Source organism: Streptomyces cylindrosporus (genome assembly GCF_022698165.1).
Classification (GTDB): domain Bacteria; phylum Actinomycetota; class Actinomycetes; order Streptomycetales; family Streptomycetaceae; genus Streptomyces; species Streptomyces cylindrosporus.
Genome location: NZ_JALDAY010000010.1, coordinates 180,292 through 203,866 on the forward strand (window position 1 = coordinate 180,292; position 23,575 = coordinate 203,866).

At 73.3% G+C, this 23,575-nt stretch carries 8 protein-coding genes; all 8 read left to right on the forward strand.

Annotation, left to right across the window (positions count from 1 at the left end; translation table 11 throughout):
- The first annotated feature begins 49 nt into the window (after window positions 1-49).
- The 8 genes from MQP27_RS31710 (at window position 50) to MQP27_RS31750 (ending at window position 23,552) form a co-directional block, all read left to right on the forward strand.
- Window positions 50-6,658, forward strand: coding sequence for a type I polyketide synthase (locus tag MQP27_RS31710; RefSeq protein WP_242770272.1), 6,609 nt, complete (start codon window positions 50-52; stop codon window positions 6,656-6,658).
- 23 nt (window positions 6,659-6,681) lie between these two features.
- Complete coding sequence (locus tag MQP27_RS51105) at window positions 6,682-15,003, forward strand: beta-ketoacyl synthase N-terminal-like domain-containing protein (protein WP_278196786.1); 8,322 nt, start codon at window positions 6,682-6,684, stop codon at window positions 15,001-15,003.
- A gap of 35 nt (window positions 15,004-15,038) precedes the next feature.
- Window positions 15,039-16,652, forward strand: a complete 1,614-nt coding sequence (locus MQP27_RS31725) for a PfaD family polyunsaturated fatty acid/polyketide biosynthesis protein (protein WP_242770287.1) — start codon at window positions 15,039-15,041, stop codon at window positions 16,650-16,652.
- On the forward strand, window positions 16,649-18,820 hold the full coding sequence (locus tag MQP27_RS31730) for an acyl-CoA dehydrogenase family protein (protein ID WP_242770315.1): 2,172 nt from the start codon (window positions 16,649-16,651) through the stop codon (window positions 18,818-18,820). The genes MQP27_RS31725 and MQP27_RS31730 overlap by 4 nt, the downstream gene beginning before the upstream one ends.
- Window positions 18,817-20,574 carry an acyl-CoA dehydrogenase family protein gene (locus MQP27_RS31735; protein WP_242770318.1) on the forward strand — a complete coding sequence of 586 codons (1,758 nt, stop codon included), beginning with the start codon at window positions 18,817-18,819 and terminating at the stop codon, window positions 20,572-20,574. The genes MQP27_RS31730 and MQP27_RS31735 overlap by 4 nt, the downstream gene beginning before the upstream one ends.
- Window positions 20,575-20,581: 7 nt before the next feature.
- Complete coding sequence (locus tag MQP27_RS31740) at window positions 20,582-21,385, forward strand: 4'-phosphopantetheinyl transferase family protein (RefSeq protein WP_242770336.1); 804 nt, start codon at window positions 20,582-20,584, stop codon at window positions 21,383-21,385.
- A 131-nt stretch (window positions 21,386-21,516) separates the two neighbouring features.
- Complete coding sequence (locus MQP27_RS31745) at window positions 21,517-22,140, forward strand: RNA polymerase sigma factor (RefSeq protein ID WP_242770340.1); 624 nt, start codon at window positions 21,517-21,519, stop codon at window positions 22,138-22,140.
- Entirely contained in the window at window positions 22,137-23,552 is a 1,416-nt protein-coding gene (locus tag MQP27_RS31750) for an aldehyde dehydrogenase family protein (protein WP_242770343.1), read from the forward strand. The genes MQP27_RS31745 and MQP27_RS31750 overlap by 4 nt, the downstream gene beginning before the upstream one ends.
- Window positions 23,553-23,575 lie beyond the last annotated feature (23 nt).

The following is a 23,575-nucleotide window of genomic DNA, read 5'->3' on the forward strand; positions in this document are numbered from 1 at the left end:
CTCGCCGCACGCGATCCGCGCGACGCGCAAGCCCGAGAGGACCACCATCGTGCACTACTCACGTCTGGCCGAGACGCCGATCGCGATCGTCGGGTTGGCGGGCCTCTTCCCCAAGTCGCGCGACCTGCGCGAGTTCTGGCACAACATCGTGAACGCCGAGGACTGCATCGAGGACGTTCCCGAGAGCCACTGGAACCCCGAGGACTACTACGACCCGGACCCGGCGGCCGAGGACAAGACCTACGTCCGCCGCGGCGGCTTCCTGCCCGAAATCGCCTTCAACCCCATGGAGTTCGGGCTGCCGCCCAACACCCTGGAGGTCACCGACATCCTCCAGCTGCTCTCCCTCACCGTCGCGCGGGACGTGCTGCGCGACGCCGGAGCGGACAGCGGCAGCTGGTACGACGCCTCCCGCACCGGCGTCATCCTCGGCATCACCGGCGCCAACTCCCTCACCCAGCCGCTGTCCGCCCGCCTCCAGACGCCGGTCCTCAAGGAGGTCGTGCGCAGTGTCGGCCTGAGCGAGGCGGACGCCGAGGAGATCGCGCGGCGCTTCAAGAAGGCGTACATCCCCTGGGAGGAGAACTCCTTCCCCGGCATGCTCGGCAACGTCGTCGCCGGCCGCATCGCCAACCGCTTCGACCTCGGCGGCACCAACTGCACGGTCGACGCCGCCTGCGCCAGCTCCCTCGCGGCCGTCAAGCTCGCGGTCAGCGAACTCATCGAGGGCCGCGCCGACATGATGATCACCGGCGGCTGCGACGCCGAGAACACGATCCTCATGTACATGTGCTTCAGCAAGACCCCGGCGTTCTCCAGGAGCCAGCGGATACGGCCGTTCGACGAGTCCGCCGACGGCACCCTGATCGGCGAGGGCATCGGCATGCTCGCCCTCAAGCGCCTCGCCGACGCCGAACGCGACGGCGACCGGATCTACGCCGTCCTGCGCGGCATCGGTACCTCCAGCGACGGCCGCTTCAAGAGCATCTACGCCCCGCGCGCCGAGGGCCAGCAGCTCGCCCTGCGCCGCGCCTACGAGGACGCGAACGTGCCGGTCGGCTCCATCGAGCTGTTCGAGGCGCACGGCACGGGTACGGCCGTCGGCGACCACACCGAGCTGTCCGCCCTGTCGTCGGTGGTCGCCGCCGGCAACGACGACCACGGCTACGCCGCCATCGGCAGCGTGAAGTCCCAGATCGGGCACACCAAGGCGGCCGCGGGCGCCGCGAGCCTCATCAAGCTCTCCCTCGCCCTGCACCAGAAGGTCCTGCCGCCCACCATCAACGTCGAGACACCCAGCGAGGCCGTCGCCCCGGCCACCACGCCCTTCTACGTCAACACCGAGGCGCGCCCGTGGGTGTTGGACCCGAAGCGCGGCAAACGCCGGGCCGCCGTCTCGTCGTTCGGCTTCGGCGGCACCAACTTCCACATGGTGCTGGAGGAGCACGGGGAGGCCGCATCCGACGCCAAATACCTCGGTCCGACGTCCCGTTGGGGCCTGTGGCACGCCGCCGGACCCGAGGCGCTCGCGCTGCGCATCGAGAACGGCGCCGCCCCCGACGAGTCCGGCGCGATCCCCGCGAGCGACGCCCGCATCGGGATCGTCGCCGGCAGCGACGCGGAGTTCGACGAACTCCGCGCCACGGCGGTGGAGTTGCTGCGCGCCCGCCCCGACGCGGCCTCCTGGCAGCACCCCAAGGGCATCACGTACCGCCGCGAGGCACTCCCGGCGTCCGTCAAGGTGGCGGCCGTGTTCGCCGGGCAGGGCAGCCAGTACGTCGGCATGGGCCGACGCGCCGCGGTCGCCGTGCCGCCCGTGCGCGCCGCCTTCGACCGCGCCAACCGGCTCACCGACGGCCCGGACACCCTCGCCCGCACCGTCTTCCCGCCGCCCGCCTTCACCGACGCCGCCCGCGCCGAACAGGAAACGGCCCTGCGCCGCACCGACTTCGCCCAGCCCGCCATCGGCGCGCTCGCCTCCGGCCAGTACATCTGGCTGCGCGGCCTCGGCTTCCGCGCCGACGGCGTCATCGGCCACAGCTTCGGCGAACTCACCGCGCTGTGGGCCGCGGGCGCGCTCGACGACGACCAGTTCGCCGAACTGGCCCGCGCCCGCGGCCTCGCCATGGCCCCGCCCGAGCCCGCCGCGCCCGGCTTCGACCCCGGCGCGATGGCGGCGATCCGCGCCTCGCTCTCCGACGTCCAGGCCCTCGTGGCGTCGTACCGCAACGTCGCCATCTGCAACATCAACGCACCCGGCCAGATCGTCGTCGGCGGGCCGACGGAGGAGATCGACCGCCTGGTCGCCGACGCCTCGGGCCGCCGGGTCCCGGCGAAGCGGCTGCCGGTCTCCGCGGCCTTCCACACCGGCTTCGTCGCCCACGCCGCGGACGCGTTCCGGCAGGCCGTGGAGTCGACCGGCCTCGGCGCCCCCACGATCCCCGTGTACGCCAACACACCGGGCTCCTCGTACGGCGACGACCCCGCCGCCAACCGGCGCACCCTCGTCGACCAGCTCCTGCAACCCGTCGACTTCGTCTCCGGCATCGAGGAGATGTACGCCGACGGCTTCCGTGTCTTCGTCGAGTTCGGCCCCAAGCGGGTCCTCACGGACCTGATCGACCGCATCCTCGAAGGCCGCACCGACGTGGTCACCCTCGCGGCGGACGGCGGCCCGAGCAAGGACGGCGAACTCTCCCTGAAGCGTGCGGCGATCGAGCTCGCGGTGATCGGACTGCCGGTGGTGGGCTTCGACGACCACGTGGAACCGCGCCGCGAACAGCCGGCCCGCAAGGGTATGAACATCGCCCTCCGCGGCATCAACTACGTGACCCAGGAACGGCGTTCGGCCTACCGGGAAGCGCTGTCGGAGCCGCTGGCCCTGGGAGCCGCGGCGGGTCCCGTCGGGGGTGAGGGCGAGGGTGACGGCATCGAGGACGTCGTACGAGATGGTCTCGCCCTTCAGGCGGAGATCCTCACGGCACACGCGGACACCGTGCACGCGTCGGTGCGTTCGCTGGAGGAGTCGGTACGGGCCGGGGGACACCCCGACACGGACGCGGCGCTGCGGCTGATACGGGAGCAGGGCGCGACGATCGGGGCGGCGCACGAGCGGTCGACGCGGCTGTTGCTGGAGGCGTTGCGGGGGCGGGAGACGGAGACCGAGGCAACGGTTGCTGTGGGGGCCGAGGTCGAGGCCGAGGTCGAGGCCGACCCCGCACCGGTGGCCGAGACCCCGGAGCCTGTCGTGCAGCCGGAGCCCGAGCCTGTCTCCGTGGCCGACTCTGCTGTCGCCGCCGGGGTGATGGATGCCCTGATGGGTGCGGTGGCGGAGAAGACCGGTTACCCGGTGGAGATGCTGGAGCCGGGGATGGATGTCGAGGCTGATCTGGGTATCGACTCGATCAAGCGGGTGCAGATTCTGGGGGCGTTGCAGGAGTCGTATCCGGTGTCGGAGGACGTGGATCCGGAGGTGCTCGCCGAACTCCGCACTCTCGATGACATCGCCGGGTTCCTGGCCTCCACGGTTCCGGCGGAGCCGACGGCGGAATCGGTCGCCGTGGCCGAGCCGGTCGTTTCCCCCAACTCCGCTGTCGCCGCTGGGGTGATGGACGCCTTGATGGGTGCGGTGGCGGAGAAGACCGGTTACCCGGTGGAGATGCTGGAGCCGGGGATGGATGTCGAGGCTGATCTGGGTATCGACTCGATCAAGCGGGTGCAGATTCTGGGGGCGTTGCAGGAGTCGTATCCGGTGTCGGAGGACGTGGATCCGGAGGTGCTCGCGGAGCTGCGGACCCTCGATGACATCGCCGGGTTCCTGGCGTCCACCGTTTCCGCCGAGCCCGTCCCGCAGCCCGCGCCCGCACAGCAGCCTGCCCCGGCGCAGCCTGTCCCCGAGGCTGCCCCCGCATCCAACGGCGCTGTTCCCGCAGGTGTGATGGAAGCCCTCCTCGGCGCCGTGGCGGAGAAGACCGGCTACCCCGTGGAGATGCTGGAGCCGGGGATGGATGTCGAGGCCGATCTCGGTATCGACTCCATCAAGCGGGTCCAGATCCTCGGTGCGCTGCAGGAGGCCTATCCCGTCTCCGAGGACGTCGACCCCGAGGTGCTCGCCGAGTTGCGGACGCTGGACGACATCGCCGGCTTCCTCGCCTCCACCGTGAGCGGGACGCCCGGCTCAACCCCCGCGTCCCTCACCGTGACCTACCCGCCCGCCCCCGGCATCGGCCGCACCCACGCCGGCATCGTCGAGATCGCGCCGCCGCACACCCTCGTCGGCGCCTACGCGGAACCCCGTACCGCCGTCCTCGTCGACGACGGATCCACGCTCACCCGGCCTCTCGCCGGAGCGCTCCGTGGGGACGGCTGGCGGGTCGAGGTCGTCGCACTGCCCGGTGTCGACACCGTCGTGCCGGAGGCGGATGCCGTGCGGCGGCTGGGGAGTTGGGACGAGGGCGAGCTCGCCGGGGCGCTGGTGCGCGGCCGGGTCGACCTCGTCGTGCAACTGGCCGCCGCGGCCGGGCCCGAGTGGGCCGAGGGCGTGCAGCGGCTCACGCACTGCCTGCTCGTCGCCAAGCACAGCCTGGCCGGGCTGAAGACGGCCGCCGCACAGGGCACCCGCGCCGCCTTCGTCGCCGTGACCCGCCTCGACGGAGCGAACGGCTACCGCGGTGGCGGCGACGCCTCCCCGCTGCTCGGCGGCGTCGGCGGCCTGGTGAAGACCCTCGCCATCGAGGCGCCCGAACTCTTCGCCCGTACGGTCGACTTCGCGCCGGAACTGGCCCCGACCACCGTCGGCGCCCGCTTCCTCGCCGAGATCCACGACCTGTCGGCCGAGCACGTCGACGTGGCCCACGACCCGGACGGGCGCCGTACCGTCTCGCTCGCGGCCGGCCCGCAGGACGCGTACGCCGGCCCCGTCCCGGAACTCGGCGCCGACGACCTGTTCGTCGTCACCGGCGGCGCCCGCGGCATCACCGCCGACTGCCTGCACGCCCTGGTCTCCGCAAGGCCCGCCGGGCTGCTGCTGCTCGGCCGCAGCCGGCCCGCGCCCGAGCCCGAGTGGGCCGTGGGCACGGAAGGGCCGGCGCTGCGGGGGCTCATCGCGCGGCGTGCCACGCAGAGCGGGCAGAAGCCCAACCCCCGTGCGATCGAAGGGGAGTTCCGTGAGATCACCGCTTCCCGTGAGATCGCCGTGAACCTCGCCCGGCTCACCGCCACCGGCGCCCGCGTCGAGTACCTGACCGTCGACATCACCGATCCCGGCGAGGTGCGACGCGTGCTGACGCCGTACGCCGGACGGGTCACCGGGGTGATCCACGGGGCCGGTGTGCTCGCCGACCGGCTCATCGCGCAGAAGTCGCCCGAGGAGACGCGCCGAGTGCTGGCCACCAAGCTGACCGGGCTCGGCAACGTGCTCGACGCCCTGCGCGGGGTCGCCGAGCTGCGGCATCTCGTCCTGTTCTCGTCCGTCGCCGGGTTCTTCGGCAACCGCGGGCAGTCCGACTACGCCATGGCCAACGAGGCGCTGAACCGGATCGCCGTACGGCTGAAGCGGGAACTGCCCTCCGCGCGGGTCACCGCGATGAACTGGGGCGCCTGGGACGGCGGCATGGTCTCCGACGACCTGCGGGCCATGTTCGCCTCGCGCGGCATCGCGCTGGTGCCGCTCGCGACCGGCGCCGGCATGTTCGCCGAGCAGTTCACGGCCGGGCGCGGGCACGACACGGTGATCGTCACCGGACCGCTCACGCCGCTGTCCGCGCCGCCCGGGACGCAGGGCGCCGCACTCGCGCCGCTCGTCGTCGACCGCACGCTCACCGACCTCGCCGACGAACCGCTGCTCACCGATCACGCCATCGGCGACCGGCGTGTACTGCCCGCCACGGCGGCGCTCGGCGCGCTGGTCCACGCCGTCGAGACGGCGACCGGTGAAGTGGTGGGCGCGGCAAGCGGGTTCAAGGTGTTCAAGGGCGTCGCCTGGGACGAGCCGGAGGGGCAGCAGCCGCAGCGGCTCCGGCTGTCCATCGAGCCCGGTGCCGACGGCATCGATGTGCTCGCGTCCTCGGTCGACGCCGGCGGCCGCGGCCGGCCCGCCTACAGTGTCCGGCTGACCACGGGCGACGCCGGGCCGACGCCCGTCGACCGTGCCGACCTCGCGGCCCTCGCCCGGAGCGCCGCGGGCCAGGACGCCGCACGGCTCTACCGCGACGGCACCCTCTTCCACGGGCCCTCCCTGCGCGGGCTGCGCTCCGTGCTGGTGAGCGACGAGCAGCGGCTCCTCGTACGGGCCCGGCTCGCCGACCACCGGCCCGCGCTCGGCGGCTACCACGGCCGGCTGCACAGCCCCGTCCTCGCCGACCTGCTGCTGCAGGCCGTGCTGGTGTGGGTGCGCGAGCGGCGCGGGCGGGCCTGCCTGCCCATGGAGATCGGGCGCCTGAACCTGTACGCGCCACTGCCCTCCGACGGCGACTTCCTGATCGCCGTGGAGGACGTACGACCCGGCCGCACCGGCGTCACCTGCACGGTCACCGCGCTCGACCCGCAGGGCCGGGTGCTCGCCGTCCTGGAGGACGTGGTCGCGGTCGAGGACGCGGAGCTGGACGCCCGGTTCCGGCAGGCGGGCCGGTCGACCGCCACGGTCACGGTCACGGTCTGACGACGCTCGGAGGCTGATCCGTCATGGGCAAGTACGCGATCGTCGGACTGTCCTGCCTCTTCCCGGGGGCGGCCACGCCCGAGGCCTACTGGAACAACCTGATGGGCGGGGTGGACTCGCGCACCGAGGGCGGCGAACGGATCTTCGGGCACGATCCGCTGGCCGGCGGCGGTGAGGGCGGCGAGGAGCGGCACCGCATCTACTGCACGCGCGGCGGCTTCGTCGAGGACGCCCCGGCACTCGATCCCGCCGGGTACGCACTGCCCGCCGACTACCTGGCCGGCCTGGACCGCTCGTTCCACTGGGCGCTCCGGGTCGCCGGGGACGCCCTGGCCGACGCGGGTGTATCCCCCGCTGCCGCGGACGGCCGGGCTGCCGGCCGGAGGACCGGTGTGGTGTTCGGGAACTACCCGTTCCCCACCCCGGCCTCCGGCCGAACAGCGGGGAAGCTGTGGGACGCCGCGGTCTCCGAGGGCCTCGCGGCGGCCGGCTTCCCCGCGGCCGGGTTGCCGTCCGGTGCGGCGGACGGTGACCCGGCCAGTGACCCGGGGGCCGCCAGGGCGGTCGCCCACAACATGTGGCCGGGCGGGCTCCCCGCCCACGTGGTCGCCGCCGCCCTCGGGCTCGGCGGCCCCCGCCACACCCTCGACGCCGCCTGCTCCTCCGCGCTCTACGCCCTCCAACTCGCCTGCGCCCAACTGGCCACCGGGCGGGCGGACTTGATGCTTGCAGGCGGGGTCTGCGCGCCCGACCCGACCGTCATCCACCTCTCCTTCTCCGACCTGCACGCCTATCCGCCGGACGGCTTCAGCCAGCCCTTCGACGCCCGGTCCAAGGGCATCATCACCGGTCAGGGCGCCGCCATGGTCGCCCTGAAGCGGCTCGCCGACGCCCAGCGGGACGGCGACCGGGTGTACGCCGTCATCGACGCCGTCGCCCTCGGCAACGACGGCCCCGGCAAACACCTCCTCGCGCCGAACGTCACCGGCCAGCTCGCCACGTACGAACTCGCCTACCGGGACACCGACTTCACCCCGCAGGACATCCAGTACGTCGAGTGCCACGCCACCGGTACCCCGCTCGGCGACCGCACCGAACTCGACGGCGTGGAACGGCACTTCGGGCGCGGCCCGCTGCTCGGCTCGGTCAAGGGCAACATCGGGCACCTGCTGACCGCGGCCGGCATGAGCAGCCTGGTCAAGGTGGTCCTCGCCCTCGGGCAGGGCGTGATCCCGCCGACCATCGGAGTGACCGAGCCCCTGCCGGACACGGTCGCGGACCGGGTCGTACGGCAGCCCGTGCCCTGGCCGGCCGCGGACGGCGCACGCCGGGCAGCCGTCTCGGCGTTCGGCTTCGGCGGCACCAACGCGCACGTGGTCCTGTCGGAACCCGGCGGCCGGCAGGAGGAGCCCGCCGAGCCGTCGAAGCCCTCACCCATGGCCGTGATCGGCATGGGCGCGCACTTCGGATCCTTCACCACCCTCGACGAGTTCGAGCGCGCCGGGTACGAAGGCACGGACGCGGTACGGGAGTTGCCGCCGCATCGCTGGCGTGGCTTCGAGACGCTGGACGGCGTCGCCGCGCCACCCGCCGCCTACATCGAGGGCTTCGAGGTCGACGCCACCTCCTACCGCATCCCGCCCAAGGACCTCGACCACTTCAACCAGCAGCACCTGCTGATGATGCGGGTCGCCGAGGAGGCGCTGAAGGACGCCGGGTACGAGCGTCCGGGGCCCGGCACGAAGGGGCGGCGCGTCGCCGTCGTGCTGGGCATGGAGATGGAGCCGAGCGCGGAGGGGCACGGCGCCCGCTACGCGCTCGGGCGCAAGCTCGCCGCCTGGTGCGCCGGGGCCGGACTCGCCCCCACGGACGAGCAGTTGGCTGCGCTCACCCGGGCCGCGCGGGACGGGATCCACGACTCCATCGAGGCCAACGAGGTCCTCAGCTACATCGGCAACATCATGGCCGCCCGCATCTCCTCCCTGTGGAACCTCACCGGGCCCTCCTTCACCGTCTCCTCCGACAGCGCCGTCGGCGCCGACGCCCTCGACGCCGCCCGGCTGCTGCTGCTCGACCCGAGCGTCGAGGCGGTACTGGTGGGCGCGGTCGACCTGGCGGCCGGCCCTGAGTCGACGCTGGCCAGGGCGGCACTGTTCGCGGGTGCCGCACTGATGCCCGAGGGCCCGCTCGGTGACGGTGCCGGTGCACTTGTCGTCACCCGTCCCGGCTCGGTCCCGCCGGAGCGTACCGTGTACGCCACCGTCGACTCCCTCGCCGTCCACCACTCGCCCACGCTGGACCCGCGCCCCGACCCGGGCCTGGTCGCCGCCGCGGCCGAGGAGGCCCTCGCGGCCGCCGGAGTGACACCGGTCGAGGTCGAGCTGGTGGAGAGCGGGGCGCTGACCGACGGAGCGCTGACGGGCCTCACCCGCGTCTGGACGGGCGAGAAGCCGCTGCGCACCGCCCTCAGCTCGGTCAACTCCGCGGTGGGGGACTCCGGTTGCGCCTCCGTCCTCGCCTCCGTCATCCGCGCCGCGCTCTGCCTGCACTACGCCTACCAGCCGGTCGCCCCCGCCGGCGTCGACGGCACCCACCTCGCCGGCTCCGCCCTCTTCCTCGCCACCGACTCACGGCCGTGGCTGCGCGAACGCCGCGAAGGCCGCCGTATCGCCTCCGTGAGCGTCACCGGGACCGCGGGCACCCACGCCCATCTGGTCCTCGGCGGCGCACAGACGCGGGGCGAGGTCGCCGCGACCGACTGGGTGCGGTCCGGGGGCAGCCTGGTCGTGCCGGTCGGCGCCGACGACATCGACACGCTGGTACGACGGCTGGGCGAACTGCGGGACGCGGTCGAGGCAGGCGGCGACTGGGCGGGGCTGGTGGAAGACCGGCCGGCCGCGCTGAAGGCCGTACTCGTCGCGGACGATCCGGCAGGCCTGATACGGCAGTTGGAGCAGGCGGCGAAGGATCTGCCCGGGGTGTACCGGGCGGGCGGGGAGTGGACCTCGCCGTCCGGGAGCTGCTTCGCGGCGCGGCCCGTGGGCGGCCCCGGCACGAAGACGGCACTCGTCTACCCCGGCGCCTTCAACTCGTACCTGGGACTGGGCCGTTCGCTCTTCCGGGCCTTCCCCGGGCTCCTCCCACGCTTCGAGACACAGGCCGAACTGCCTGCCGAGATGCTGCGCTCGCACGCCCTCTACCCGCGCGCCCTCCGACCGATCGACCGGCGTGAACTGATGCGCCGCGAGGCCGAGTTGATCGACGACATCCCGTTGATGCTGGCGGTCGGCACGAGCTACGCGCTGCTCTCCACCGACCTGGTGCGGGAGGTGCTCGGGGTGCCGGTGCACGGGGCGTTCGGGTACAGCCTCGGTGAGAGCAGCATGCTGTTCGCGACCGGGGGGTGGGTGAAGGAGGCCCGGGCGACGACGAAGATCGACGCGTCGCCGCTGTTCGTGGACCGGCTGCGCGGCCGCAAGAAGACGGTGCGCGGGCTTTGGGGCCTCGGGGACGACGTGCCCGACCAGGACGTGTGGGCGACGTATGTCGTGCTGGCGCCGGCGGCGGAGGTGCGTGCGGCGGTCGCGGGCTACGACCGCGTGTACATCACGCACGTCAACACGCCGGCCGAGGTGGTCGTGGCCGGGGACCCGGCGCAGTGCCGGGAACTGATCGACGGGCTCGGCTGCCAGAGTGCGCGCTCGCCCGCCAACCACGTGATGCACTGCCCGGTGGTGGACGGGGTGCTGCCGGAGCTGGCCGACCTGAACCGCTACCCGACGGGTGACGTCGGTGACCTCGTCCTCTACAGCAGCCGCCACTACGCGCCCGTCGGCGCCCTCGACCAGGACGTCGTGGCCCACAACATCGCGGTCACGCTCCGCGAGACGGTGGACTTCCCGCGGCTCGTGCGACGGGCGTACGAGGACGGCTTCCGCTGCTTCATCGAGGTCGGCCCGTCCAGCACCTGCACCCGCTGGATCCACGAGACCCTGGGGAACGACCCGCACATCTCGGTCCCCGTCGACCGCCGCGGAGCCCGGGGCGCCACGGACACAGCCCGCCTGGTGGCCCGCCTCGCGGCCCACGCGATCCCGGTCGACCTCACCCCGTTCCGCCCCCGCACCACGCCCGAACCCCGCCCGATCGGCCGCCGAACCTTCGAGGTGGGAGGCACACCGGTCACACCACTGGTGACGGCGGCGGCGACACCGGTGCTGGAGGGGGTACGACGGCTGCCTGAGCCGGCGGTCGTGGCGACGGGGGTGTCGCGCGAGTCGGAGATCGTGGCGACGGCGGTTTCGTCCGAGCTGGCCATCGTGGCGACGGCGGTTTCGTCCGAGTCGGCCATCGCGGCGACGGCGGCTTCGCCCGAGCAGGCACGTGAGGCGGAGGCGGCAGGGGCAGAGCGGAAGCCGACGATGCCCGCGACGTCGTCGTCCGGGCGTGTGCCGCTGACGGCGGGAACACGGGCATCCGGGCGGGCGCTGGTGACGGCTGCGACGGCGTCGTCCGAGGAGGCGCCCGTGTCGGCGGGGACTCCGGCATCCGGGCGGGCGCCAGTGACGGCGGGAGCACCGGCGTCCGAGGCGGTGTCGGCGGCGGCCGAAACAACGCCGTCCGAGCCGGTACGGATGCTGCCGGCGACCGCGCCTGTCGAGCCGGTGCGGATGTTCCCGGCAACCGTCCCTGCCGAGCCGGTCCCAGCGGTCCCGGTGACGGCGGCATCGCAGCCGAGCCCGGCGCTCACCACGGCCGCCGCGGCATCCGGCGCCGCGCCTCCCGCCCCGGCCCCACACCACGCACCGCCGACCACGACTGACCCGGGCCTGCGGCCCTCGCCCGCTCTTGGCGCAACGCGCCTGCCTGGGGCCGGTCCGTCTTCCGCGGTCGGCGAGGGTTCGCGGCGCTCGACTGATGAGGGTCCGACTTCCGCTGCGGGCGAGGGTTCGCCGCGCTCGACTGATGCGGGTCTGCCTTCCTCCGTGGGCGAGGGTTCGCAGTTCCCGACCGATGCTGCTCCGACTTCCGCCGCGGGCGAGGGTTCCCGGCGCCCGGCCGAAGCTGGTCCGACTTCCGCCGCGGGCAAGGGTTCGCGGCCCCCGGCCGATGCCGGCCCGACTCCTGCCGTTGGCAGCGGTTGGCGGCCCCCGGCCCCGTCGGATTCGCACACCCCTGCCGACCCCGGCCTGCCAGCCGCACTCGCCCAGGACCGGCGCTCCCCGACCCCGTCCGGCCTGCCGACCGCGACCGCCCCCGGCCCCCGACCCGAGCCGCCCCCGCCCCCCTCGTCACCCCCCGTCCCGGTGACCGCCGGGGCCCCCGACCAAGCCCCGGAACCCCCTGTCGAGGGATTCCACGCCACGGAATGGGACACCGCGATGCCGACCCGCCCAGACGGTCCGCCCGTACCCGCGCTCTCGCTGGAGCGGGACCCGATCACGATGCTCCCCGCCGACGCGGTCCCGGCACCGTCCCTCGGCGCCGTGCCCCCGCAGGCCGCGCCCGCGGACGTACCCGCCGATGTGCCGCCCCTCCCCGCCATCTTCGGCGCCCCGCTCCCCGTACCGCCGAAGCCGGACCACCCCACGGACGACCGCGCCGCCACACTCGCCCTCGTACGCAGCCTGCGCGCCGAGATCCTGGAGGCACACCAGGAAGTCCTCGACGCCCAGAGGGAGTTGCGCGAAGAACTGACGGCACTGCTCTCCACATCGCCGACTCCCCAACCACCCGCACCCGCCCAGTCACCTTTGCCCACCCAGCCCCCCGCGCTCGCCCAACCGCCCACGTCCACTCAACCGTCCACGTCCACCCCCCAGCCACCCGCACCCGCCCAGCCACCCACCCCTCTTCAGCCCCCCACCACCCCGCAATCACTCCCGCCCTCCCCGAAATCACCCCCGCCCTCCCCACAATCACCCCCCACCACCCCCCACCCCCCAAAACCCGAAGGCGTCGTCTGGGACGAGCGCGACCTGCTCGAGTTCGCCGTCGGCAAGGTCGGTAACGTCTTCGGCCCCCGTTTCGCCCGCATCGACGGCTACGACCGCCGCGTCCGACTCCCCGCCCCGCCCTACCTCTTCGCCACCCGCGTCACCCAACTCGACGCCGAACCCGGCGAGTTCCGGCCCTCCTTCATCCGTACCGAGTACGACGTCCCGGAGGACGCCTGGTACGCCGTCGACGGACAGGTCCCGCCCGCCGTCACCATCGAGGCCGGCCAGTGCGACCTGCTGCTCATCAGTTATCTCGGCGCCGACTTCACCAACCGCGGTCAGCGCGTGTACCGGCTCCTGGACAGCAGCCTGAGCTTCGTCGGCGACCTGCCCCGCACCGGTCAGACCCTGCGCTACGACATCTGGATCGACCAGTTCGTCCGCCAGGGCGACACCCTGCTCTTCTTCTTCCACTACGACTGCTACGCCGACGGCGAGCTCATCCTCAAGCTCAACAACGCCTGCGCGGGCTTCTTCACCGACGAGGAGCTGGAGAGTTCGCCCGGGTTGGTGCAGGGGAAGGTGGCCGGCAAGGTCAAGTCCCAGGTCGACAGCGGGCGTTCAGGGTTCAAGCCGCTTGCCGTCACTCACCGCGCCTCCCTCTCCGCCGCCGACCTCGACGCCCTCGGGGAGGGCCGGATCGCCGACGTCTTCGGGCCCGGCCACCGCCAGCCCCCCGGCTGCAACACCTCCCTGCGCCTGCCCACCCGCCCCCTCCTCATGGCCGACGAGGTCACTCTCCTCGACCGCAAGGGCGGCAGCCACGGGCTCGGCAGGATCGAGGCCGTGAAGGAACTCGTCCCGGATGCCTGGTACTTCACCAGTCACTTCCCCGACGACCCGGTGCTGGCAGGGTCGTTGGTGGCGGAAGGCGCCGTACAACTGCTGGAGCTCTACGCCCTCTCCCTCGGGCTCCACCTCACCCTCCCCGACGCCCGCTTCCAGCCCGTCCCGGGCCTGCGGACCGAGGTGAAGGTGCGCGGGCAGATCACACCCCGCAACGCCCGCATCGAATACCGCATCGACATCACGGAGTTGACGCTCCTGCCGCGCCCGTCGCTCGTCGCCGACGTCGTCGTGCTGCGCGACGGCACGCCCTCCATCGGCGTCACCGGCCTCGGCATCCGGCTGCGCGAGAAGCCCGGCACCCCGTACCGCCCGGAGACCGCCGGTACCGTCCCGCACTTCCTCGGGCGGCTCTCCCCGGCGACCGGCGAGCCCGCCCTGCTCAACGAGTTCCACATGGCGCATGCCGCGAAGGGGGACCTCGCCGTCGCCATGGGGCCGGAGTTCGAGGTGTACGCCGACAGCCGGGCTCCTTACATCCCCAACGGCGACTTCCTCTTCGTCGACCGGGTGATGAAGCTGGAGGGCACCCGCGGCACGCTCAAGCGCGGGGCCGTGATGGTGACCGAGTACGACGCGCCCGAGGACGCCTGGTACTACGCCGACAACGGACACCCGTACATGCCCAACTGCGTCTACATGGAGTCCAGCCTCCAGGCGGCCATCCTCCTCGGCTACTACCTCGGCGCCACCCTGCCCTTCCCGGAGGAGCAGTTCAGCATCCGCAACCTCGACGGCCGCGCCACCCTCGTCAAGGACGTCGACCTGCGCGGGAAGACCGTCCAGCACCGGTCCACGCTGCTGTCCAGCGACCGGATGCCCGGTTCGATCCTGCAGAACTTCTTCTACGAACTCTCCTGCGACGGCGAGGTCTTCTACACCGGCGAGTCCCTCTTCGGCTACTTCAACGAGAAGGCCCTCGCCCACCAGGTCGGCCTGGACAAGGGACAGCACGTACTGCCGTGGCTGGACACGCAGGCCGCCAGGCCGGCCGGGACCCGCCGTGTCGACCTGCGGGAGTACCGGGCCGCCGAGGCCACCCGCGGCGGCCCACGCCTGGCCGGCGGGCACCTCGACCTCGTCGAGTGGCTGGACGTGCTGCCGGGCGGCGGCGAGCACGGACAGGGGTACCTGCGCGGTCACCGTTCCATCCGGCCCGACGAGTGGTACTTCTCCTGCCACTTCCACCGCGACCCGGTGATGCCCGGCTCCCTCGGCGTCGAGGCGCTGCTGCAGGGCATGCAGGTGTACGCCGTCGAGACCGGCCTCACCGACGGGCTGCGCAACCCGCGGTTCGCGCTGAGCAGCGGCACCGAGACGAAGTGGACGTACCGCGGCCAGATCCTGCGCACCGACCCCGACATGGAGTTCGACGTCCACGTCAAGGAGGTCCGCCGCGAACCCGGCCGGATCGTCCTGCTCGGCGACGCCCACGTCTGGAAGTCGACCCTGCGGATCTACCGCCTGGAAGACCTCGGCATCGAGATCCACCACGACTAGGAGCTGTCCGGGCGAGGACTGAGGAGAAGCAACTGATGAGCACCGAGCAGTCGTCGCGGCCGCGGTGGAGCGGACCCGTGGCCCCCGCGGTCGGCGACAACGGGATCCAGGAGGCGCTGACCCGCCTCGACCAGCCCGTCTACATCCTGCGCGGGCCGTACGGCCTCGGCGCCGCCGCCGGGGGCGCGGTGAGCGCCGGCGGCGAGCACGAGATCGTCGCCGCGGTACCGCCCCTCGGCCCCGAACGGCTGGGCAGCGCCGCCTTCCTGGCCGCGTACGGGGTGCGCGAGGCGTACATGAGCGGCGCCATGGCGAACGGCATCGCCTCCGCCGACCTCGTCATCGCCATGGCCCGGGCCGGCTACCTCGGCTCCTACGGGGCGGCCGGGCTGCTGCCCGAGGCCGTCGAGAAGGCGCTCGCGCGCTTCGCGGCCGAGATCCCGGGGCTGCCGTACGCCTGCAATCTCATCCACAGCCCGAGCGAGGAACGCCTCGAACGCACCGCCGTCGAGCTGTACTTGAAACACCGGGTGCCGTGCGTGGAGGCCTCCGCGTTCCTCGCGCTGACCCCGCACATCGTGCGCTACCGGCTGGCCGGGCTGCGCGCGGGCGGGCCGTACGGGGTGATCGCCGAGAACAAGGTCGTCGCCAAGATCTCGCGCACTGAGCTGGCGGAGCTGTTCATGCGGCCCGCGCCCGAGCCGATGGTGCGGGCCCTGGTCGACGAGGGCGCGATCAGCGAGGAGCAGGCGCGGCTCGCCGCGCGTGTGCCGCTCGCCGACGACATCACCGTGGAGGCAGACTCCGGCGGGCACACCGACCGGCGCCCGCTGCCCGCGCAACTGCCCGTGATCATGCGTCAGCGAGACGCTCTGGTACGGGAGTTGCGGTACCCGGAGCGCATCCGGGTGGGCGCGGCCGGTGGCATCGGCACCCCGGAGGCCGCCTGGGCCGCCTTCGCGATGGGCGCCGACTACGTCGTCACCGGGTCCGTCAACCAGTCCTGCGTGGAAGCCGGTACGTCCGCACAGGTCAAGGAGATGCTCGCGCAGGCCGACCTCGCCGACTTCGACATGGCGCCCGCGGCCGACATGTTCGAGATGGGCGTCGAGCTGCAAGTCCTCAAGCGGGGAACGCTGTTCCCGATGCGGGCCCGGCTCCTCTACGAGCTCTACCGCGACCACGACGGCATCGAGGACCTCCCGGCCGCCGCCCGCGCCCGGGTCGAGAAGCAGATCTTCCGGCGGCCCCTGGACGACGTCTGGGCGGAGACCGTCGCCTACTTCGAGCGCCGCGACCCCGACCAGCTCGCCCGCGCCGCCGCGAGCCCCAAACGGCGGGCCGCGCTGGTCTTCCGCTGGTACCTGGGCATGGCCTCCCGCTGGGCCAAGACCGGCGAGGCGGACCGCGCCGTCGACTACCAGATCTGGTGCGGACCGGCGATGGGCAGCTTCAACTCCTGGGTGCGCGGCACCTACTTGGCCGCCCCGCGCAACCGGCACGTGGCCGACGTGGCCCGGCACATCATGACCGGCGCCGCCTTCCACCAGCGCCTGTCGATGCTGCGGGCGGCCGGCCTCGCGCTCTCCCCGGCGATCGCCGACTATCCGGTGCCGCAGCCCGACCCGGCCGTTCGGGTGGGGCCATGACGGCGCCCTTCGCCGCCGCGGCGCGGCTCGACGAACTGCTCGGGGACCCCTGGCGGCCCGAGAACGTCTACGGCTTCCACGCCGGGGCCGCACGGGACGCCCGCGGCGACTTCCCGCACGCCTTCGCGGCCCGCCTCGACGCGGCCGACTTCCCGCTCGCGTATCTGCCGCCGTCCCTGGGCGGCACGCTGAGCGGCCTCGACGACACGCTCGTCCTGGTCAGGGTGGCGGCCCGGCGCGACGCCGCCGTCATGCCGGCGACCCTCCTGTCCTGCTCCGCGGTCCTGACGGTGCTCGCGGCGGGCACCCCGGAGCAGGCGAAGACCGTCGCCGACTGGGTGCGGGAAGGCCGTACGGTCGCCTTCGCGCTCTCCGAGGAACAGGCGGGCAGCGACGTCCTGGCGGGCGAGTGCCGCCTCGACCCGGCCGCGGACGGCGGCTTCCGCCTCACGGGCCGCAAGTGGCTCGTCGGGCGCGGTGCGACCGCCGACGCGGCGGTCGTGGTGGCCCGCACCGCGCCGCGCGGCCCGGCCGCATTCACGGCGGTGCTGCTCGGTCCGGGGGAGCTGCTCCGGGTGCGGCGGCAGCCCGCCCAGCCCGTCACCGGCATGCGCGGCATCGACTTCGCCGACCTGGACTTCGACGGCACGCCGGTGCCGGCCGAGGCGGTCGTCGGGACGGTCGGCGGCGGCCTCGCGGGTGCGATGCGGGCCCAGCAGGTGGTACGGCTGCTCAGCACGGCAGCGTGCCTGGCCACGGCGGACACGGCGCTGCGTACGGCGCTGCGGTTCACGCGGGCCAGGCGGGTCGGGGGCGTCCGAGTCGCCGACACGGGCCACGGCTCCCGCGAACTCGCCGTCGCCGCGGCCGAGTTGTTCGCAGCGGACCTCCTGTCCTTGACGGCCGCCCGCTATGCCCACCTCTCCCCGGCGACCTTCGGCCTGTGCTCCTCGGTGGTGAAACGGATCGCAACCCGCCTCACGGCGTCATCGGTGGCCCGCTCCCGCTCCCTCCTGGGCGCCCGTGGAGTCCTGGCCCACGGCCCCGGCGCGATCGTCGACAAGGCCCAGCGGGACAACGCGATCGTGGAATCCATCGACACGAGCCCCTTCGGGGTACTCCGCTCGGTGGCCCTCCAACTACCGTCCTACGCAACGACGTTCACCACCCCAGCCCACCCCACTCACCCCCCGGGCACCCGCACGCCCACCCCACCGCCCGCCCCCGATCCCACACCGCCAGCCTCGGCCCCCGCTTCCGGCCCCGCGCCTGCCACTTTGGCTCCCGCCACCAGCCCCGCGCCTGCTGCCTCGTCTCCCGCTTCCGGTCTGGCGCCTGTTGTCTCGGCTCCTGCTTCCGGTCCCGCGCTCGCTTCCTCGGTCGCCGCGACCGATCTCGCGCCTGCTGCCTCGGCTCCTGCTTCCGGTCCCGCACCTGCTGCCTCGGCTCCCGCCTCCGACCCTCCGCTCGCCACCTCGGCCGCCCCGACCGATCCCACGCCCGCGGATACGCTGCCCGCCACCGACCCCGTGCCCGTCTCCTCGGCCGCCCCGACCGGTCCCGCACCCGCAGGCACCGCGCCCGCCCCGGGATCCCCGCCCCCGCCCCCGCTCGACGCCCTCTTCGCCTTTGGTGCGCCCCTCCCAGCCCTCGACCCCGTCGCCCTCGATCTCTCCGCCCGCCCCAAGGACCTCGTGCTTCTCGGGTTCGTGGAGCACGCGGAGGCGGTTGCCCAGGAGCTTGTGGGGCGCGGTGAAGGCCGGGTGGCCGGGCTTGTGTGGGACGTGCGGGCCGCCCTCGCCGACACCTTTCGCACTGCCGCCGAGGCGCAGCGTGACCGGGCCCGTGGGCTCGGTTCCTCGCCCGAGTTGCTCGATCTCGCCGACCGGTGCTGTCTGCTGTACGCGGCCGCGGCGGCGGCCCTTGCCTGGTGGGCGCACGCCGAGCGCGGACTGTACGGGGAGGACCCGGCCGGTGCCGGCTGGCTCACCGCCGTGCTCGCCGTGCTGCTCGCCCTCGCCGACGGTCGTGACCCGCGACAGGCCGGCCCTGAGCTACCCCCGGCCGCCCGCGCCCTCAACCGGCTCGACGCCGCCCGGCTCCTGTTCACCGCGCACCCGGTCCAGCTCTCCGACGGACCGTCCCCCGAGAAGGACGAGACGACATGACCGACCTCACCGCGCTCATGGCGGACCTGGAGGGATATCTCGGCGACCCGTGGGACCCCGAGGCCCCGATGCCGTACCCGCGCGTCCTCGATCTCGACGAACGCCAGCAGTACCCGCACGAGTTCGTCGACACCCTCGCCTCCTGGGGCCTGTACGACTGGATCGTCCCGGCCGCCAACGGGGGCAGGGCCGTGCACGTCGAGGACGGGTTCAACCTCTACCGGCTCGTCGGCCGCCGTGATCCCACCTCCGCCACCGCCATGGTCCTCACCAGCCTCAGCTACATGCCCGTGTGGATCGCCGGCAGCGCACAGCAGCGCCAGTACTTCGCCGACGCCATCCGGCGCGGGGAGAAGCTCGCCTGGGGACTGTCCGAGCGGCGGCACGGCAGCGACGTCCTCGCCAACGAGACCAACGCCCGCCGCGTGGACGGCGGTTGGCTGCTCAACGGGGAGAAGTGGACCATCGGCAACGCCACCGTCGCCGCCACCGTCATGGTCTTCGCCCGTACCGCGGACAAGGGCGGACCCGGCGGCTACTCCATCTTCGCCGTGGAGAAGTCCGGCATCCCGGCGGAGCAGCTGACGCACCTGCGCGACGAGCCCCTGCACGGACTGCGCGGCCTAGACATGAGCGGCGTGCGCCTCACCGACTGCCTCCTCCCGGACTCGGCCCTCGTCGGCCGGGTCGGCCAGGGCCTCGAAGTGGCCCTCAAGAGCAGCCAGTTGGCGCGCATCGCCATCTCCAGCATCGCCATGAGCTGTGTGGACACCGCCCTGCGCACCACCCTCGACTTCGCCTCCGGCCGCGTCATCTTCGGCGGAACCGTGCTCGAAGTGCCGTACTCGAAACGCCAGTTGGCCGAGAGCTTCGCCGAGCTGCTGATCGCCGACGCGCTCACCACCGGCGCCGTGCGCTCCCTCCAGCTGGCTCCCGCGCAGGCCAGCATCTGGTCGTCGGTCGTCAAGTACTTCGTGCCGACTCTGCTGGAGGAGACCCTCGCCCGGCTGACCACCGTCCTCGGCGCCCGCTACTACCTGCGGGCACACCCGCGGCACGGCATCTTCCAGAAGGTGCTCCGCGACTTCGCGATCTCCAACTTCGCCGACGGCAACACCGTGGTGAACCTGAAGAACATCGCCCTCCAGCTCCAGGGGCTGCTGGCCAACGCCCTCGCGCAGGAGCCGGACGCGGTGGCGGACGCCGTCGGACTGACCACCCGGCTCTTCGATCCCGCGCACCCCATGGAGCCGTACGAGCCCGCCGAGCAGCAGCTGTTCAGCCGGGGCGGCGACGACTCGGTGCTCGCCCTGCGCTCCGGCGTCGCCGAGCTGCGGGCCGCCGCGGCCACCGCCGACGGCCGCGAGGCGGGCTGGCTGGCCGGGTGCGCGGAGACGGCCGGGCTGATCGCCGACGAGACGCACCGGATCGCCGACGAGCACGCCAAGCTCCTCGCCGAACAGGGCAGGCGGGCCGGGCAGTCGGCCGAGCTGTACGACCTCGCCAAGCAGTACACGGCGGTGTCGGCCGCGGCCGCCTGCGTCCACCTGTATCTCCGCGGACGCGACAGTTTCACGCCCGCGATGCGCTCACCCGCCGTACTCCTGCTCTGCCTTGAGCGGCTGCTGCGCCGCTTCCACCCCACCCGTCGGGTGACCGGGCCTGACGACGTCGACGCCGTCGCCGAGGTCATGGCGGACGCCCATCGCGCGGGCCGACTGTTCTCCTTCCGTCCGTTCCAGGTGAGTTGGTGACCCGGAGATGCGTACGACCGTGGAGACCCTGGACAGCTCGCGAGAGCCCGTCGGCGACCCGCTGGCCGAAGGCGCCGACGTCTGGCTCCTGGCCGAGGAGGACGTGGACCGGTTCGCCGAGGCGACCGGCGGCCTCGAACTGCTCACCGAGGAGGAACGGGCTCGGCACGACCGGCTGCTCTTCCCCGCCGCCCGCACCCGCTTCCTCGGCGCCCGGCTGCTGTCGCGCCAGGTGCTGTCGCAGTACGCCGACGTGCACCCGGGGGAGTGGCGGTTCGACAAGGGCCGGTTCGGGCGGCCGTCGGTCCAAGGGGCCGACTGGGGGCTCGACTTCAACATCACCCACACCAACGGGCTGATCGCCGCGATCGTGGTCCGGGGCCGCACCGCCGGGGTCGACGCCGAGAACACGCCGGCCCGCCCCGAGGCCATCCAGTTCGCGCCGAAGGTCTTCACCCCGCTGGAGCAGGAGGTGCTGCGCCGGGACCGCGAGGACCAGCGGGGGCACGCCTTCGCCGACTCCTGGGTGGCCAAGGAGGCCTACACCAAGGCCACCGGCATGGGGATGGCGCGCGGCTTCGACGCCTTCTCCGTGCACCGGCTCAGGGGCGGCGGACTGGCCGTCGTGGACGACGAGATCCCGCAGGACGAACGGCCGTTGTGGCAGATCCAGGTGCTCCAGGTCTGGGACCGGTTCGCGCTCGGCATCGCCATCCGCGCCAGCGAGCAGGACTCCGGGCCGATCCCCGTACGGATGCGCTCCGCGATGGCCGAGCTGCTGCCGAACTCCCCTACGGGAGGCGCCCGATGAGCGACTGCGCTGTCCACTCCTGGCAAGACCGCTACCTGACGCCGTCATCCGTTTCCGGCCATCGCGCACGCCCGGTTGCATGGAAGCCGGAGCCCGCTCAGGTGCGGGCGCGCGCCGACGGAGGACGAGCGATGCCGACCATGGGGAACGCCGAACTGCTCGCGGGCTGCGCCCGGGGCGAGGCGGAGGCCTGGGACGAGACCGTCGACCGGTTCGGGCGGCTGGTCTGGTCGGTGGCCCGCAGCCACCGGGTCAGCCGGGTCGAGGCCGAGGACGTACGCCAGCTCACCTGGTTCCGGCTGATGCAGAACGCCGACCGCATCCGCGACCCCGAACGGCTCGGCGACTGGCTCGCCACCGTCGCCCGGCGCGAGGCCATCAAGGCGGCCACCCGCGACCGGCGCCTGGTCATGGTCGGCGACAGCGCCTCCCTGGAGCACCTCCTCGACCACCACGAGAGCCCCGAGCAGATCACCCTGCGCGCCGACCGCGGCCAGGAGGTGCTGCGCGCCCTCGACAGCCTCTCCGACCAGTGCCGCGAACTCCTGCTGCGGGCCCTGCAGGACCCGCCCGCCTCCTACCAGGAGATCGCCGCCGCGCTGTCCATGCCGGTCAGCTCGGTCGGCCCGATCCGCACCCGCTGTCTGCGCCGGCTGCGCCGCGCCCTGGACCGGGACGCGCCGCCGGTCGCCCCCGACGACGACTGCGCCCGCTGCCCCGTACGCACTCACCCCGGAACGGAGGTGCCCAGGTGACCACCCTCACCGCGTCCGAGACCCAGCTGGTCAGCCGGGAGATCACCACCGGTGAACCGCTCGGCACCGTCGAGCCGGCCACCCCCGACCGCGTCACCTCCGCTGCCCGCCGGGCCGGCGCCGCGGCCCCCGCCTGGGCGGCCACGCCCGCCGAGGAGCGCGCCGCGATCGTCGAGCGCGCGGCCGACCTGCTGGTCGAACGGGCCGCGCAGGCGCAGGAGTTGCTGGTCCGCGAGGGCGGGGCGATTCCCGGCAAGGCGTTCTTCGAAGTCCACCAGGCCGCCCAGGAGCTGCGGCACGGCGCCCGCCTCGCCCGCCACCCCGGCCTCCCGCACCCGCCCGCCGACGACCCCGACCGCGCGGCCGAGGTGACCCGCGTCCCCGTGGGCGTCGTCGGCGTGATCGTGCCGTGGAACTTCCCGCTGCTGCTCGCCGCCCGCTCGCTGGGCCCCGCGCTCGCCCTCGGCAACACCGTCGTCCTCAAGCCCGACCCGCACACCCCGCTGTCCGGCGGCCGCCTCTTCGTGGAGGCGTTCGCCGGGGCCGGACTGCCGCCGAGCGTCCTCGAAGTCGTGCACGGTGGCGCGGAGGCCGGGTCCGCGCTGGTCCAGGCGCCGGACGTGACCATGGTGTCGTTCACCGGATCCACCGAGGTGGGCCGGGAGATCGGCGCCGCATGCGGGCGGCTCCTCAAGCGGGTCGTGCTCGAACTAGGCGGCCAGAACGCCTTCGTGGTCCTCGACGACGCCGACGTGGAACAGGCCGCGGCGGCCGGTGCCTGGGGCTCCTTCCTGCACCAGGGCCAGATCTGCATGTCCGCCCGCCGCCACCTCGTGCACGCCTCGATCGCCGAGCGGTACACCGAGGCACTCGCCCGGCACGCCGCCGCCCTGCGCGTCGGCGACCCGCACCGCTCCGACGCCCAGATCGGCCCGGTCATCGACCGCCGCCAACTGACCGGCATCGCCACCGCCGTCGAACAGGCGGTCGCCCAGGGCGCCCGCCTCGTCACCGGCGGGCGCCCGCGGCCGCCGTACTACCCGCCGACCGTCCTCGCCGACGTCACCGAGCAGATGGACGTCTTCCACACCGAGGTCTTCGGCCCGGTCGCCACCGTCACCGCCTTCACCGACGACGAGGACGCCGTACGGCTCGCCAACACCAGCGACCACGGACTGACCGCCGCCGTCTACACGCCCGACGTCCGAAGGGGATCGCTGATAGGGCGTCAACTCCGTTGCGGGGTCACGCACATCGGCGACCAGACCGTCGTCCAGGACGCCGCCCTGCCCTTCGGCGGCATCGGCGCCTCCGGCAACGGCTCCGGATTCGGCGGACGGGCCGGCCTGGAGGCGTTCACCCGCTGGCACACCCTCACCACCAGCACACCCCCGCGCACGTACCCCTTCTGACGGACCGTCGACGAGGAGCTTCC